The sequence below is a fragment of the Streptomyces tubbatahanensis genome, from assembly GCF_022699385.1.
GTDB classification, from domain to species: domain Bacteria; phylum Actinomycetota; class Actinomycetes; order Streptomycetales; family Streptomycetaceae; genus Streptomyces; species Streptomyces diacarni.
In genome coordinates this window covers 4,042,660-4,056,383 of record NZ_CP093846.1, presented here as the reverse complement: position 1 = coordinate 4,056,383, position 13,724 = coordinate 4,042,660, and the positions used below count along the sequence as shown (strand labels likewise).

At 72.2% G+C, this 13,724-nt stretch carries 12 protein-coding genes; 2 read left to right on the top strand and 10 right to left on the bottom strand.

Annotated elements, in window-relative coordinates; translation table 11 throughout:
• Window positions 1–107 precede the first annotated feature (107 nt).
• The 6 genes from pyrE to MMF93_RS17410 form a co-directional block, all read right to left on the bottom strand.
• A complete protein-coding gene (gene pyrE, locus MMF93_RS17435) occupies window positions 108–647 on the bottom strand; it encodes an orotate phosphoribosyltransferase (RefSeq protein ID WP_114022199.1) in 540 nt (179 codons plus the stop codon).
• A gap of 294 nt (window positions 648–941) precedes the next feature.
• Entirely contained in the window at window positions 942–1,766 is an 825-nt protein-coding gene (locus MMF93_RS17430; protein ID WP_242752682.1) for an aldose epimerase family protein, read from the bottom strand.
• A 22-nt stretch (window positions 1,767–1,788) separates the two neighbouring features.
• Window positions 1,789–2,910, bottom strand: a complete 1,122-nt coding sequence (locus tag MMF93_RS17425; RefSeq protein ID WP_242752680.1) for an SRPBCC family protein — start codon at window positions 2,908–2,910, stop codon at window positions 1,789–1,791.
• A gap of 149 nt (window positions 2,911–3,059) precedes the next feature.
• Window positions 3,060–4,640, bottom strand: coding sequence for a polyamine aminopropyltransferase (locus tag MMF93_RS17420; RefSeq protein ID WP_242752678.1), 1,581 nt, complete (start codon window positions 4,638–4,640; stop codon window positions 3,060–3,062).
• A gap of 39 nt (window positions 4,641–4,679) precedes the next feature.
• Entirely contained in the window at window positions 4,680–5,240 is a 561-nt protein-coding gene (locus tag MMF93_RS17415) for a DUF2617 family protein (RefSeq protein WP_242752676.1), read from the bottom strand.
• Window positions 5,241–5,505: 265 nt separating this feature from the next.
• Window positions 5,506–5,847 (bottom strand): hypothetical protein, encoded by a 342-nt coding sequence (locus MMF93_RS17410; RefSeq protein ID WP_242752674.1) that lies wholly within the window; start codon window positions 5,845–5,847, stop codon window positions 5,506–5,508.
• 123 nt (window positions 5,848–5,970) lie between these two features.
• On the opposite strand from MMF93_RS17410, the gene MMF93_RS17405 reads away from it, so the two are divergent.
• Window positions 5,971–7,194, top strand: a complete 1,224-nt coding sequence (locus tag MMF93_RS17405) for a pyridoxal phosphate-dependent aminotransferase (protein ID WP_242752672.1) — start codon at window positions 5,971–5,973, stop codon at window positions 7,192–7,194.
• Window positions 7,195–7,485: 291 nt separating this feature from the next.
• On the opposite strand, the gene MMF93_RS17400 is transcribed toward MMF93_RS17405, so the two are convergent.
• Entirely contained in the window at window positions 7,486–8,022 is a 537-nt protein-coding gene (locus tag MMF93_RS17400) for a type III secretion system chaperone family protein (protein WP_114022268.1), read from the bottom strand.
• Window positions 8,023–8,238: 216 nt separating this feature from the next.
• Window positions 8,239–10,869, bottom strand: coding sequence for an ATP-dependent chaperone ClpB (gene clpB, locus MMF93_RS17395; RefSeq protein ID WP_242752670.1), 2,631 nt, complete (start codon window positions 10,867–10,869; stop codon window positions 8,239–8,241).
• A gap of 177 nt (window positions 10,870–11,046) precedes the next feature.
• Here clpB and MMF93_RS17390 point away from each other — a divergent pair, with 177 nt between their 5' ends.
• On the top strand, window positions 11,047–12,003 hold the full coding sequence (locus MMF93_RS17390; protein ID WP_242752668.1) for a D-alanyl-D-alanine carboxypeptidase family protein: 957 nt from the start codon (window positions 11,047–11,049) through the stop codon (window positions 12,001–12,003).
• A 33-nt stretch (window positions 12,004–12,036) separates the two neighbouring features.
• Here MMF93_RS17390 and MMF93_RS17385 read toward each other — a convergent pair whose 3' ends face one another.
• Both MMF93_RS17385 and dnaJ read right to left on the bottom strand, forming a co-directional pair.
• Window positions 12,037–12,525: a heat shock protein transcriptional repressor HspR gene (locus tag MMF93_RS17385; RefSeq protein ID WP_423835459.1), complete on the bottom strand. Its 489-nt coding sequence runs from the start codon at window positions 12,523–12,525 to the stop codon at window positions 12,037–12,039.
• 1 nt (window position 12,526) lies between these two features.
• The gene (gene dnaJ / locus MMF93_RS17380; protein WP_242752666.1) at window positions 12,527–13,723 is read right to left on the bottom strand and encodes a molecular chaperone DnaJ; all 1,197 of its coding nucleotides are present in this window, start codon (window positions 13,721–13,723) and stop codon (window positions 12,527–12,529) included.
• Between the last annotated feature and the right edge of the window lies 1 nt (window position 13,724).

Below are 13,724 nucleotides of genomic sequence, written 5' to 3'. Positions count from 1 at the left end.
CCTCCCAGACGGGCCCGGGTGCTCCCGACGCGGGTGTTCACGAGTTCACTAAGCCGTTGCGCCAAGAGGGTGACGGGCGGGTGTTCCACGTGAAACATCCGGAGACGTCAGCCGAGCTCCAGATCCTGCAAATCGAACGCGTATACGTACGGGACCCCCGCGCGCTCCATGGCCGCGGCAGCGCCCCGCTCCACGATGGTCGCCACCGCGACCACCTCCGCGCCCGCCTGGCGCGCCGCCTCGACCGCGGTCAGCGGCGAGTTCCCCGTCGTCGACGTGTCCTCGACGATCAGCACCCGCCGGCCCGCCACGTCCGGGCCCTCGATCCGGCGCTGAAGCCCGTGCTGCTTGCCCGCCTTGCGGACGACGAACGCGTCCAGCCGCCGCCCGCGGGCCGCCGCCGCGTGCATCATCGCCGACGCGACCGGGTCGGCACCCAGCGTCAGACCGCCCACGGCGTCGAAGTCCAGCTCCGCCGTCACGTCCAGCATCACCTGACCCGCCAGCGGTGCGGACTCGCCGTCCAGGGTGATGCGGCGCAGGTCGACGTAGAAGTCGGCCTCCGCGCCCGAGGAGAGCGTCACCCTGCCGTGCACCACGGCCTTGTCCTTGATCTGCCGCAGCAGCACGTCCCGCGTCTCATCCATGAGACCCCAGCCTATGTTCACCGGAAACGACCACGACGACAGCCCCGCCGAGGGCCCCCAGCGCCGAGCCGTCTCTCACTCAAGAGAGAGGCCCTCCCTACCCACGGGGGCTCCTAGGGGGGCGGAGCCCCCGTAGCGGGGGGCAGTTGGGGGGCGGAGCCGCCCCAACGCCCGGCCGGCGAGGCCCGGGGGTATGGGGGCAGAGCCCCCACCACGGCCGAGGGCACCCTCACGAAAGAAGGGGAAGACCATGGGGGGCCAGGGGCGCAGCCCCACTCAGAGACAGAGCGGGGATCACAACCGGGTAAAGGACCACGTAGTGGTGAGCTCCAACGGATCGATCGGCGTCACCTGCCGAGGATGCGAGTTCAACCCATTGGGCGGCCCACTCTGCGGCTCGACGCACACGTAGTCATCGGGCTCGTCGAAGACAACGACGTACTCGGCCCGGGAGGAAATCCCCAGCTCCAGCTCACCGGGCCAGGTGAGCCGGACATCGACCCCGCCGGGCATCCCGAAGCAGTCGTCCCACGGCCCGGGGCGCGGCTCGACGCGCTTGCCGGTGGGGATGTGGTCCTCGCCGCGCTCCTCCTGCCACTCGGGCGAGAAGTCGAGCCGCACGTCCTCGCCGCCCTGGCCGAGATTGCGCAGGAACCACGGGTGCCATCCCGCCTGGGCGGGAAAGGAGACGTCGAAGGTCTCGACGGCGAGTTTCAGCGTGAGCGCGGCGCCGTCGTCACTGAGCTCGACGACCTGGGTGGCGCGGCCCTCCCAGGGCCAGGGGTCGGTGAGGTCGTAGGTGAAGGCGGCCTTCGTCCCGGTGGCGCCCGGCGCCTGCTGCCACGCGGCGTCCCGCACGGTGCCGTGGATGGCGTGCGGGCCATTGTTCAACGGGAGTTGGAACATCTCCCCGCCGTTGCGGAAACGCCCCTGCGCGGTACGTCCGCACCAGGGCGCCATGACGAAGGAGCCGTATTTCGGCCCTTGGCGCAGGAGTTCCGTGCCGCCCACCCGGAGGGAGGCGAGCCGGCACCCGTGCTGGGGTTCGATCGTCACCTCGGTCCCATGGGCGCTGAGCACGACGGTCGTGGCTTCTGCGGGGGTGGGCAGATCAGTCATAACAGCGACCATAACGGCGGTTTCAACGGCGCCGCCGCAAGACCCGGCCGATGACCACGGCGCCGGCGACCGCGACGGCGGCCGCGGGCGCCGCCCAGCGGAGGGTCTCGGTGGCGGAGTTCGGCTCCGGAGAGGGTACGGGCGCGTACCGCCCGCGCGGTGGGGCGTGGTCGACCTCCTCCGCACTGCGCCCGATCATCGTGCGCCGGGCGTGCGCCGCTTCGGCGCCGAGCGCGCCCGCATCGGAGGGTGCGCCGTCGCCCGGGGCCAGCGCGGCCTCGTCCTCGTCGTCGCGCCCGAGGGAGGACGGCGGAATCTCGGTCTCGAACAACGGCGTCGCCTCCGCCTCGTCCTCGCGCTCGGCGCGGCCGGAGGCGCTGTCGGACTCGGTACGGCCGGACTCGGCACGACCGGACTCGGTACGACCGGACTCGGTACGACCGGACGCGCGGCCGGGCTCGGCCTCCGGTTCCGGGATGCCGGGAATGGCGCGCTCGTTGTCGTCGGGCGCCCCGATACCGCCCGCGACGGGACGCACGTCCTCCTCCGCGCCCCCACCCGGCACCGCGCCGCCGGCGGGCGCACCGCCCGCGGACTCGGCCTCGTGGCTGCCCGGTGGCGGCTCGTCGCGGATGCTGTCACCGAGCGCCGCGGCGAAACGATCCAGCATCCTGACGCCCGCCGACGAGGCGGTCTTCTCCTCGATCCCGGCCAGCCGCCCGGTGCCGGTGACGGTGCCGACGCACACCAGCGCCGTGCCCTCGCCGTCGTCGGCCGCGCGGGGTTCGACGCTCAGCGCGAGTTCGACGGTGCCCTCGCCCCGCGCCTCGCTGCCGCTGCCCTCCACCTCCAGCCGCTCCAGCCCGTCGAGCGCCGCGGCGGTGCCGGTGGGGGCGTGCGGGGTGAGCGAGGCGGAGCCGCGGTAGGTGATGGTCGAGCCGCCGATCCGCACCTTCAGCCGGCCCGCCAACCGCTGGGTGGCACCCTCGCCCGCGGACGACCCGGCGTCCCCGTCCGGGGACGACCCGGCGTCCTGCGGACGTTCCGGCTGCAACCCGGGGACGCAGCGGGCGACGCGCGCGCTGTCGGCGAGTGCGGCCCGTACAGAGCCGACGGAAAACGGAACGTACACCTCGTGCTCCATGGGGCGGAGCCTATTACCCCTCGGTCCGCCGCACATATGACTGCGCCGGATCTTTCCCCTGTTCGCTCCTCCGCGGGGGTTCTCCTGCCTCACGGGCGCGCCCCTCGGACCGCCTGGCCACGCGGCTCACCCCGGGTGGCGCGGGTGCGTCAGCCCGGGTAGCGGGGGTGCATCAGCGTGGAGGGCGGCAGTTCTTCGCCGTCGGCGCGCTCGGCGAGCCGCGCCCCGGCGGCGAGGCGTCCCCCCGGCGGACCGCACCGCCGGGGGGACGCTTCGGACACGGGCCCGGACACGCCCCCGGCCCGCCGGGCCAGCAGGTAGCCGCGGTCCTCGGCCTCGCGCGCGTACGGGCACGTCGTCAGGCCCGCGGCGCGCAGCGTGGCGTCGACGGTCCAGAACGCGTGCGGGTCCGCGTCGGGCGAGCCGGCCCGGACGGCGAGCCGGCCCTCGGCGGACAGCGCGCGGGCGGCCAGCCCGTAGAACTCCTGCGAGTACAGCTTGCTGGTGGCGGCGTCGGAGGGGGCGGGCAGCGCGGCGACGATCACGTCGTAGCGGAGCCTGCCGGAGGCGGCGCGGTCACGCAGCCACTCGAAGGCGTCGGCGGTCACCACGCGGACCCGTGGGTCGTCCAGCGCCCCGTCGTTGAGAGCCAGCAGCCCGGGATCGCGCCGGGCCAGCCGGACGAGCGCGGAGTCGGGCTCGACGACGGTGACCCGCCCCACGCCAGGGCGGTGCAGCACCTCCCGCGCGCTGAGCCCGTCGCCGCCGCCGAGGACCAGCACCCGCCCGTGCGGCCCGCTCTCCATGGCGGGCCCCACGAGCGCCTCATGGCGTGCGTGGGCGCGTGGCCCGCGGACGGCCAGCCGGCCGTCCCGGAAGAGCCGCAGTTCGCCCGCGTCGGGCCAGGCGGCCCGAGTGGCGCCGCCGGTCAGCACGAGTTCCTGTTCGCCGGAGCGGACGGCGACCCGTACGTCACCGCCGTAGACGGCCTGGCGCGCGGCGCGTTCGAAGGGGGCGACGAACGCCGTGCCGCACAACAGCAGCACCAGGACGCAGCCGTTGGCGCCCAGCAGCCGCCACCGCACCCTGGTGGGCAGGTCGTGGCGGAAGAGCCACTGGACGACCAGGCCGCCGGCCAGCACGTTGACGACGCCGGTGAGCAGCGCGCCGGTCAACTGTCCGAAGAGCGGCAGCAGCAGGAAGGGGAAGGTGAGTCCGCCGACGAGCGCCCCTACGTAGTCGGCGGCGAACAGGTCGGCGAGCGCGCCGCCCGCATCCTGTTGGCGGATGCGCTGGATGAGCGTCATCAGCAGCGGCATCTCGGCGCCGATCAGCACCCCGATGGCGAAGGAGATGGCGACGAGCGCGATGCGGGCCTCGCCCAGCCAGGAGAAGCAGGCGTACAGCGCCATCGCCGAGCCGCCGCCGGCGAGTGCGAGCAGCGCCTCCACGTAGCCGAAGCCGGCGGCGGCGTGGCAGGGCAGCCGCTTGGCGAGCAGCGAGCCGACCCCCATCGCGAAGACCATGACGGACAGCACGACGGAGGCCTGGGTGACCGAGTCCCCGACGAGCGAGGAGGCCACGGCGACCAGTTCGAGTTCGTAGACGAGTCCGCAGGCCGCGCAGACGAAGACCGAGGCGAGGACGAACCCGCGTCCGAGCCCGGCGGCGACGGGCAGCCGCGCACTGCTCGCGGTGGTCCGGGCGCCGGGCGGGGAACGGTCGATCATGGGGGCACGTTACGTCACACGTCGAACACCATCCGTCACTCACATGGGTGCTTGTACGGCGTTCAATCCCGAACAGCCCACTCTTCTTCCGGCGAGCTCGCTGGTGGCCACACGGGTGCGGGTGGCCACCAGCGACCCCTCCTGCGGATAGGCGTGCCAGGTCCGCCAGCGGATCTGTCCCTCGTGGTGCTGGACGAGCAGCGCGGTGAACGCGCACGGATCGCCGGGGAAGGTGCCCGCCAGCCCGTGCGGGTGTTCGGCGACCAGCGCGAGCAACTCCTGCGCGCGCCCCGCGAACGAGCCGGGCGAGAGCCGTTCGACCCGCGCCGCGAACTCGTACTCCCAGGAACCGAAGTGCTTGGAGACACCCAGCGGGAGGGGGGCGGTGCTGCCGGGCAGGCAGGCGACCGTCTCGGAAAAGCTGCCGTACTCCTCGTCGAGCAGCACCTGGTGAGAGGCTCCGAGCAGCCTCAACTGCACGTGGACTCCGCTCAGTTCGACGTCCATGCAGGCGAGCGCGGGCAGGGGCTCGCGGCCGAGCGCCCAGGCGAGTTCGTGTGCGCGGGTGTCGGTGTAGGCGGTCTTCAGAGTGGTGAGCATGCGTCGGCTCCGCAAACACGCAGGGAGGGTGGGCCGGCCCACCCCTCGATCACCCGAAACCCCCGGGCACGGCAGCCCGGAAGCGTTCGGGGACGACAGTTCACGATTCACCGAATCACGGAATGCGCTGCGTCCTCAGCGCTTTTACCCATGTTCTCCAGATTTCCATCCCATAGGTATGGAACAGGACAGGTGTTCCCTTCTTGCCCCGGCCGGCGGTTCGGCCCCTGCCCCGCCGACGGATCAACCCCTGCCCGGTCGGCGGTCAGCCGCCGCCCCCTCCGCCACCGCAGCCACCCCCTCCGCCACCGCAGGAGGACCCACCGCCGCACGACGAGCCACCGCCACACGACGAACTTCCGCCGCACGAGGGGCCGTCGCCGTCCGTCGTGCCGTCGCCCACGGCCGCGGCACCGCAGGAGCTGCTCGAACCCGCCGCCCGCCGCGGATCGTGCGCACTCCGGTCGCCGGCCCACCACGAGCGGGCCGCCGTCCGTCGGCGCCAGCGCCGCTCGGCGGCACGGTTGAACCGGGCGAGCACGCCGAGGCCCACGACGAGCAGCAGAACGAGAAAGACGACGGTGAAGAGTTCGTCGCCGATGTCCATGCGCGTATCCCCCTTACCTCACACGCTTTGTGCGCCTCTGGGACGCACGGCATCTCCTGCCCGAAGGGGAACGCGGGCAAAGCGGAGTTGAGGAAGACCAGAGCTTGCCGGAGGATGACGGCCATGACTGCTGGCCACGCTGGCGCCCCGGGCGGGCGTCCGCTGCTCAACCGCCGCCTCGCCGAGTTCGGCACGACCATCTTCGCCGAGATGTCCGCGCTCGCCGTACGGACCGGCGCGATCAACCTCGGCCAGGGCTTCCCCGACACCGACGGCCCCGAAGCCGTCCGGGAGGCCGCCGTGCGCGCCGTACGGGACGGGCGGGGCAACCAGTACCCGCCGGGGCCCGGCATCCCCGAGCTGCGCCGGGCCGTGGCCGCACACCAGCACCGCTTCTACGGGCTGCGCCACGACCCCGACACCGAGGTGCTGGTCACCGCGGGGGCGACGGAGGCCATCGCGGCCTCGCTGCTCGCCCTCGTCGAACCCGGTGACGAGGTGATCGCGCTGGAGCCGTACTACGACTCCTACGCCGCCTCCATCGCCATGGCGGGCGGTACCCGGGTGCCGGTCACCCTGCGCCCCGACGCCGCCTCGGGAACGTACCGCCTCGACCTGGACGAGCTGCGCGACGCGGTCACCGAACGCACCCGCCTCATCCTCCTCAACACCCCGCACAACCCCACCGGCACCGTCCTGACCCGCGACGAGCTGGCCGCCGTCGCCGAGCTGTGCGTCGAACGCGACCTGCTCGCCGTCACCGACGAGGTCTACGAACACCTCGTCTTCGACGGCGCCCACCACCCGCTCGCGGGCTTCCCCGGCATGCGCGAGCGCACGGTGACGATCTCCTCGAGCGGGAAGACGTTCGCACTGACGGGGTGGAAGGTGGGCTGGGTCACCGGCACCCCCGCTCTGGTGACCGCCGTGCGCTCGGCCAAGCAGTACCTGACGTACGTGTCCGCCGGGCCCTTCCAGTACGCCGTCGCCGAGGCCCTGGCCCTCCCTGACGACTACTACACCGGCCTGCGGGACGGCCTGCGCGCCCGCCGCGACCTGCTCGCCGCCGGGCTGCGCGAAGCCGGATTCGGCGTCTTCGCCCCGGCGGGCACCTACTTCATCACCACCGACATCCGCCCCCTCGGCGCCACCGACGGCATCGACTTCTGCCTGTCCCTCCCCGAGCGGGTGGGCGTGGTCGCGGTGCCCACCCAGGTCTTCTACGACCACGAACCCGCCGGCGCGCCCTACGTGCGCTTCGCCTTCTGCAAGAGGGAGGACGTCCTGACGGAAGCGGTCAGGCGGCTCCAAGGGCTCTCTGGGCGCTCCGGAGGCTCCGGGAACTGAGCGGGACGGGGCGGCAGGCGAGGACGGGGAGGGGCGGCCGTCCCCCGTCGGCCGGCCGCCCTCCCCCGTCGGCCGGTCCCCCGTGACCCGGCCGTCTTCCCCCGTGTGCGCGGTGGTCGCCGCGCTGATGACGACGAGTCTCCCCACAACGGCGGGCACCCGGTACCTGACAGGTGTCAGGGGTGGCGCCGGCCGGCGAGGGCACCCACAGCCGCACGAGGGCCGGGGCGCGCGCCGTGCGGGCGTGCGCCCCGGCCCTCGTACCGCGGCCGTGGTGGGACGGCGCTCGAGCTAGGAGCCCTCGCCCTCGCCGTCGCCCTCGGAGGAGTCGATCTCCTTCTCCAGGCCGAACTGCTCCACCAGCCACTTGTCGAACTCGATGGAGGCCCGCACCCAGCTGACGGTGCTGGAGACGAAGTGCTCCAGCGAGACACCCGTGCCGATCAGCATCTGTGCCTCGCCGATCAGGCGGACACTGCCGTCGTCGTGGGTGTGGCTGTAGACCTTCGGCCACAGCGTGCGCCGGTTCCAGTCGTCGATCGCCTCGAGGAGCTTGGGCTTGTCCTCGATGGAGTGCTGCCGGTCGTAGAACGTACGGACCGAGAACACCTGCTGCTCCGCCTCACCGCGGAACATGAAATAGGTGCGGAACTCCTCCCACGGCGCCGCGAGGTCTCCCTCGTCGTCGACGACGTACTTCAGCTCCATCTGGTCCAGGAGCTGCTTGACGAGGTCCTGGTCGGGGAGGATCGGACCGGTGGGACCGGATCCCTCCGGCTCCTCGGGCTGGCCCCCGAAGTTCGGAATCGAGGACGGGTCGATGCTCACGTGGGTGTTTCCCTTCATACGGCTTCGGCCATCCTCCCGCACGGGCCCCCTGCGATGACAACCCTGGAAGGTTGAGCCCCTGTTTGGCCCCGGTCCCACCCCTTCACCATTTCTTCCAGGGGCTCCGCCCCTGGGACCCCGCTCCTCAAACGCCGGAGGGGCTGATTCCAGCCCCTCCGGCGTTTGAGGAGTTTCGGGAAGGGAAGGGGCAGGGGACTAACCGGCGGAGCCCACCACCAGGCCGTCCCACCCCTCGACGTGGTCCACCCGGACCACGTCACCGTCGCGGACGTCCCCCGCGAGGATCTCCCTCGCGAGCTGGTCGCCGATGGCGGTCTGGACGAGGCGGCGCAGGGGCCGGGCCCCGTACGCCGGATCGTTGCCCTCCCGCGCCAGCCAGTCGAGCGCCGCGGGGGTGACGTCCAGCGTCAGGCGGCGCTCGGCCAGCCGGGCCTGCAACGCGTCGACCTGGAGCTGGGCGATGCGCCGCAGCTCGTCCCCGGCGAGGGCGGAGAAGACGACGAGGTCGTCAAGGCGGTTGAGGAACTCGGGGCGGAAGGCGGCCCGCACGGCGGCGAGCACCTGTTCCCGCTTCTCCTCCTCCTTCTCCAGGGGGTCGATCAGGTGCTGGCTGCCCAGGTTGGAGGTGAGGATGAGGATCGTGTTGCGGAAGTCGACCGTGCGGCCCTGGCCGTCGGTGAGCCGCCCGTCGTCGAGCACCTGGAGCAGCACGTCGAAGACGTCGTGGTGCGCCTTCTCGACCTCGTCCAGCAGCACGACGCTGTACGGGCGCCGCCGTACCGCCTCGGTGAGCTGGCCGCCCTCCTCGTAGCCGACGTAGCCGGGGGGCGCGCCGACGAGGCGGGCCACCGAGTGCTTCTCGCCGTACTCGCTCATGTCGATGCGGACCATGGCCCGCTCGTCGTCGAAGAGGAAGTCGGCGAGCGCCTTGGCCAGCTCCGTCTTGCCGACGCCCGTGGGGCCGAGGAAGAGGAAGGAGCCCGCGGGGCGGTTGGGGTCGGCGATGCCGGCGCGGGTGCGGCGCACGGCGTCGGAGACGGCGCGCACCGCCTCGGTCTGGCCGATCAGCCGCTTGCCCAGCTCCTCCTCCATGCGCAGCAGCTTCTGCGTCTCGCCCTCCAGCAGGCGTCCCGCGGGGATGCCGGTCCAGGAGGCGACGACGTCGGCGATGTCGTCCGAGCCGACCTCTTCCTTGACCATCTTGTCCCGCTTGTCGCCCGGCCCGGCCGCGGCTTCCTGCTCGGCCTTCTTGGCCTCCTCCTCTTCCTCGGTGGCGGCCGCCAGCTCCCGCTCGGTCGCGGGGATCTCGCCGTACAGCAGCTTGGAGGCCGCGTCGAAGTCGCCGTCGCGCTGGGCGCGCTCGGCCTGGCCGCGCAGCTCGTCCAGCTTCTCCTTCAGCTCGCCGACCCGGTTGAGGCCCTGCTTCTCCTTCTCCCAGCGCGCCGTGAGACCGCGCAGCTCCTCCTCCTTGTCGGCCAGCTCGCGGCGCAGCCGCTCCAGGCGCTCGACGGAGGCGGGGTCGGTCTCCTTGTCCAGGGCCAGCTCCTCCATCTTGAGCCGGTCGACGGAGCGCTGGAGCTCGTCGATCTCGACGGGCGAGGAGTCGATCTCCATGCGGAGCCGGGAGGCCGCCTCGTCGACCAGGTCGATGGCCTTGTCGGGCAGGAAGCGCGAGGTGATGTAGCGGTCCGAGAGGGAGGCGGCGGCGACCAGCGCGCTGTCGGAGATCTGCACCTTGTGGTGCGCCTCGTAGCGCCCCTTGAGGCCGCGCAGGATGGCGATGGAGTCCTCCACCGTCGGCTCGGCGACCAGCACCTGCTGGAAGCGCCGCTCCAGCGCCGGGTCCTTCTCGATCCGCTCGCGGTACTCGTCCAGCGTGGTGGCGCCCACCATGCGCAGCTCGCCGCGGGCCAGCATCGGCTTGAGCATGTTGCCCGCGTCCATCGCCGAGTCGCCGCCCGCGCCCGCGCCGACGACGGTGTGCAGCTCGTCGATGAAGGTGATGATCTGCCCGTCGCTCTCCTTGATCTCCGCGAGGACGGTCTTGAGGCGCTCCTCGAACTCGCCGCGGTACTTCGCGCCGGCCACCATGGCGCCCAGGTCGAGCGCCACGAGGCGCTTGTTCCGCAGCGACTCGGGCACATCGCCCTTGATCACACGCTGGGCCAGGCCCTCGACGACGGCGGTCTTGCCGACGCCGGGCTCGCCGATCAGGACGGGGTTGTTCTTGGTGCGGCGCGAGAGCACCTGCACCACGCGGCGGATCTCGTGGTCCCGGCCGATGACCGGATCCAGCTTGCCCTCGCGGGCCGCGGCGGTCAGGTCGGTGCCGAACTTCTCCAGCGCCTTGTAGGTGCCCTCGGGGTCGGGATTGGTGACCCGGCGGCTGCCGCGCTGCTCCTGGAAGGCGGCCAGCAGCTTCTTGTCACTGGCGCCCTGCTCAGCCAGCAGGCCGGCCGTCGCTCCGCCCTTGGCGGCCAGGCCGATCAGCAGGTGCTCGGTGGAGACGTAGCTGTCGCCCAGCTCCTTGGCGCGCTGGGCGGCGTCGGAGATGACGGCGAGCAGGTCGCGGTCGGCCTGCGGCCTGCTGACCGTCGAGCCCTGGACGGTGGGCAGTGCCGCGAGCCGGCTCTCGGCGGCCGAACGCAGTGCCGCCTGGTCCGCCTCGACGGCGGCGATGAGGTCCTGGATGTTCTCGTTCTCCTCGCCCGTGAGCAGGGCGAGAAGCAGGTGGGCAGGGGTGATGTCGGGGTGGCCGCCGGCCACCGCGCGGTCGTTGGCCGCGCTGATCGCTTCCCGGCTCTTGTTCGTCAGCTCCGCGTCCACTGTCGTGCGCTCCTCCTCCGGTGCCGCCTCGGGCGCCCTGCCTCCGGCGCTTGCTATCTACAGCATGCAACAAGTTGAGTCTATTCCACTCAAGCCGCCAAACGGACTACTATCCGACTTAGTTCCCGGCCGTTCCCGGCCGCGGATCCCGCCCAACCAGCCGCCCTGTGGCGGCACATGGAGCTGACAGTGAAACTCGGCATCGCCGGCACCCGTCGTGTCGCCACGGTCGCCCTCACCTCAGGGGCCGTGCTGACCACCGGCCTCCTCACCGCCCCCGCCCAGGCCACGACGCCCACACAGGCGACCGCCGCCGCGCCGGCACAGGCGCAGGCCCTGGCCGCCGCGGCGAAGAAACCGTCCGTCACCGCCAAGGGCGGTTACGTGATGAACAGCGGCACGGGCAAGAGCCTCTACACCAAGGCCGCCGACACCCGGCGGTCCACCGGATCCACCACCAAGATCATGACGGCCCGCGTGGTGCTGGCCCAGAAGAACCTGAACCTGAACCGCAAGGTCACCATCCAGAAGGCCTACAGCGACTACATCGTCCGCAACACCGCCTCCTCGGCGCGGTTGATCGTCGGCGACAAGGTCACCGTCCGCCAGCTGCTGTACGGGCTGATGCTGCCGTCCGGCTGCGACGCCGCCTACGCGCTGGCCGACACCTTCGGCAGCGGCTCCACGCGCGCCGCCCGGGTGAAGTCCTTCATCGGCAAGATGAACGCCTCGGCCAAGAGCCTGGGCCTGAAGAACACGCACTTCGACTCGTTCGACGGCATCGGCAAGGGCAGCAACTACTCGACCCCGCGCGACCTGACGAAGCTCGCCAGGGACGCCATGAAGAACACCACCTTCCGCTCGATCGTGAAGACCCGCTCCACCAAGCAGAAGACGGTCACCCGCTCCGGCGGCTACCGCTACATGAACTGGACGAACACCAATCCGCTGCTGGGCGGCTACTCCGGAGCGCTCGGCGTCAAGACCGGCTCGGGCCCCGAGGCCAAGTACTGCCTCGTCTTCGCCGCGAAGCGCGACGGCAAGACCGTGATCGGTACCGTCCTGGCCTCCACCTCGTCCGCCAACCGGACCAAGGACGCCAAGAAGCTGCTGAGCTACGGCTTCGCCAAGTAATCCCCCCGCCCGCCCCCGCACCCCGGGGGCGGGCTACTGGCGGGGCGTGGGGCGCCAGACCACCAGCGCGCTGGACTGCCGCACGTCCTCGTACGGCACGAGGTCGCGCCGGTAGGAGGCGTGCACCTGCGCCTCCCGCTGCCGCATCGCGGCCGCCGCGCCCTCGACCGCCGCCGACAGCTCGGCGACCCGCGACTGGAGCGCCGTGACCTGGTTCTCCAGCTCGATGATGCGTTTGATCCCGGCGAGGTTGATGCCCTCGTCCTGACTGAGCCGCTGCACCTCGCGCAGCAGCTCGATGTCGCGGGCCGAGTAGCGGCGGCCCCGCCCGGCCGTGCGGTCGGGCGAGACCAGGCCAAGACGGTCGTACTGCCGCAGGGTCTGCGGGTGCAGGCCGGAGAGCTGCGCGGCGACCGAGATGACGTAGACCGGGGTTTCGTCAGTCAGCTCGTACGCCGCGGCACGCGAGGCGCGCGCTCCGCCCGCGGCGAATGTCCGTCTGCGTGCGTCCCGGCCGTCCACCTCAGTCTCCCTTCGCCGCCTTGAACAACGCCGCCCGCGGATCCTCGTCCGCGAGGGCGTCCTGGAAGGTCTCCAGCGCGTCCCGCGCCTTGTCGTCCAGCTCCGTCGGCACCGTGACCTCCACCGTCACCAGCAGATCGCCCCGGGTGCCGTCCTTGCGGACCGCGCCCTTGCCGCGCGCCCGCATCGTGCGCCCCGACGGGGTGCCCGCCGGGACCTTGAGGGTGACGGGCGGACCGCCGAGCGTGGGCACCTTCACCTCGCCGCCGAGCGCGGCCTCCGCGAAGGTCACCGGCACGGTGACCGTCAGGTTGTCTCCCTTGCGCCCGAACACCGGGTGCTTGTCCACGTGCACGACGACGTACAGATCGCCGCCAGGACCGCCCCGCTCGCCCGGTGCGCCCTTGCCGCGCAGCCGGATGCGCTGCCCGTCGCTGACGCCCGCGGGGATGCGGACCTGCATCGTCCGCGAGCTGGTGGCGCGCCCCGAGCCCTTGCAGGTGTCGCAGGGGTCCTGCGCGATCAGCCCGCGCCCCTTGCAGTCCACGCACGGGTCGGTCAGCGAGAAACCGCCGCCCCCGCCGCGCGAGACCTGCCCGGTGCCCACACACGTGGGGCACACGCGCGGGGTGCCGTTCTTGTCCCCCGTACCGGCGCACTCCTTGCACGCCGCGGAGGAGGACATCCGCAGCGGGACCGTGGCCCCGTCGACCGCCTCGGTGAAGCTGAGCGTCACCTCGGACTCGATGTCCTGGCCGCGCCGCGGCTGCGTGCGGGTGCCGGCACCGCCGCGGTTGAACAGCCCGCCGAAGACGTCGCCGAGGCCGCCGCCGAAGCCGCCGGGCCCTCCCGCGCCGCCGCCCTGGCCCTGGCCCCCGCCGCCGAACAGGTCGCCCAGGTCGAAGTTGAACGAGCCCGCGCCGCCCTGGCCGCCGGCGCCGCCGGGCCGGAACCCGCCGCTGCCGAAGAGGGTGCGCGCCTCGTCGTACTCCTTGCGCCGCTTGGGGTCACCGAGGACGTCGTACGCCTCGGAGGCGTCCTTGAAGCGCTCCTCGGCCTTGGGATCGCCGGCGTTGGCGTCCGGGTGGTTCTCCCGCGCCAGCTTGCGGTACGCCTTCTTGATCTCGGCTTCGGTGGCGTCCTTGGGGACGCCGAGGACCTTGTAGTAGTCCTTCTCGATGAAGTCCTTGGTGCTCATC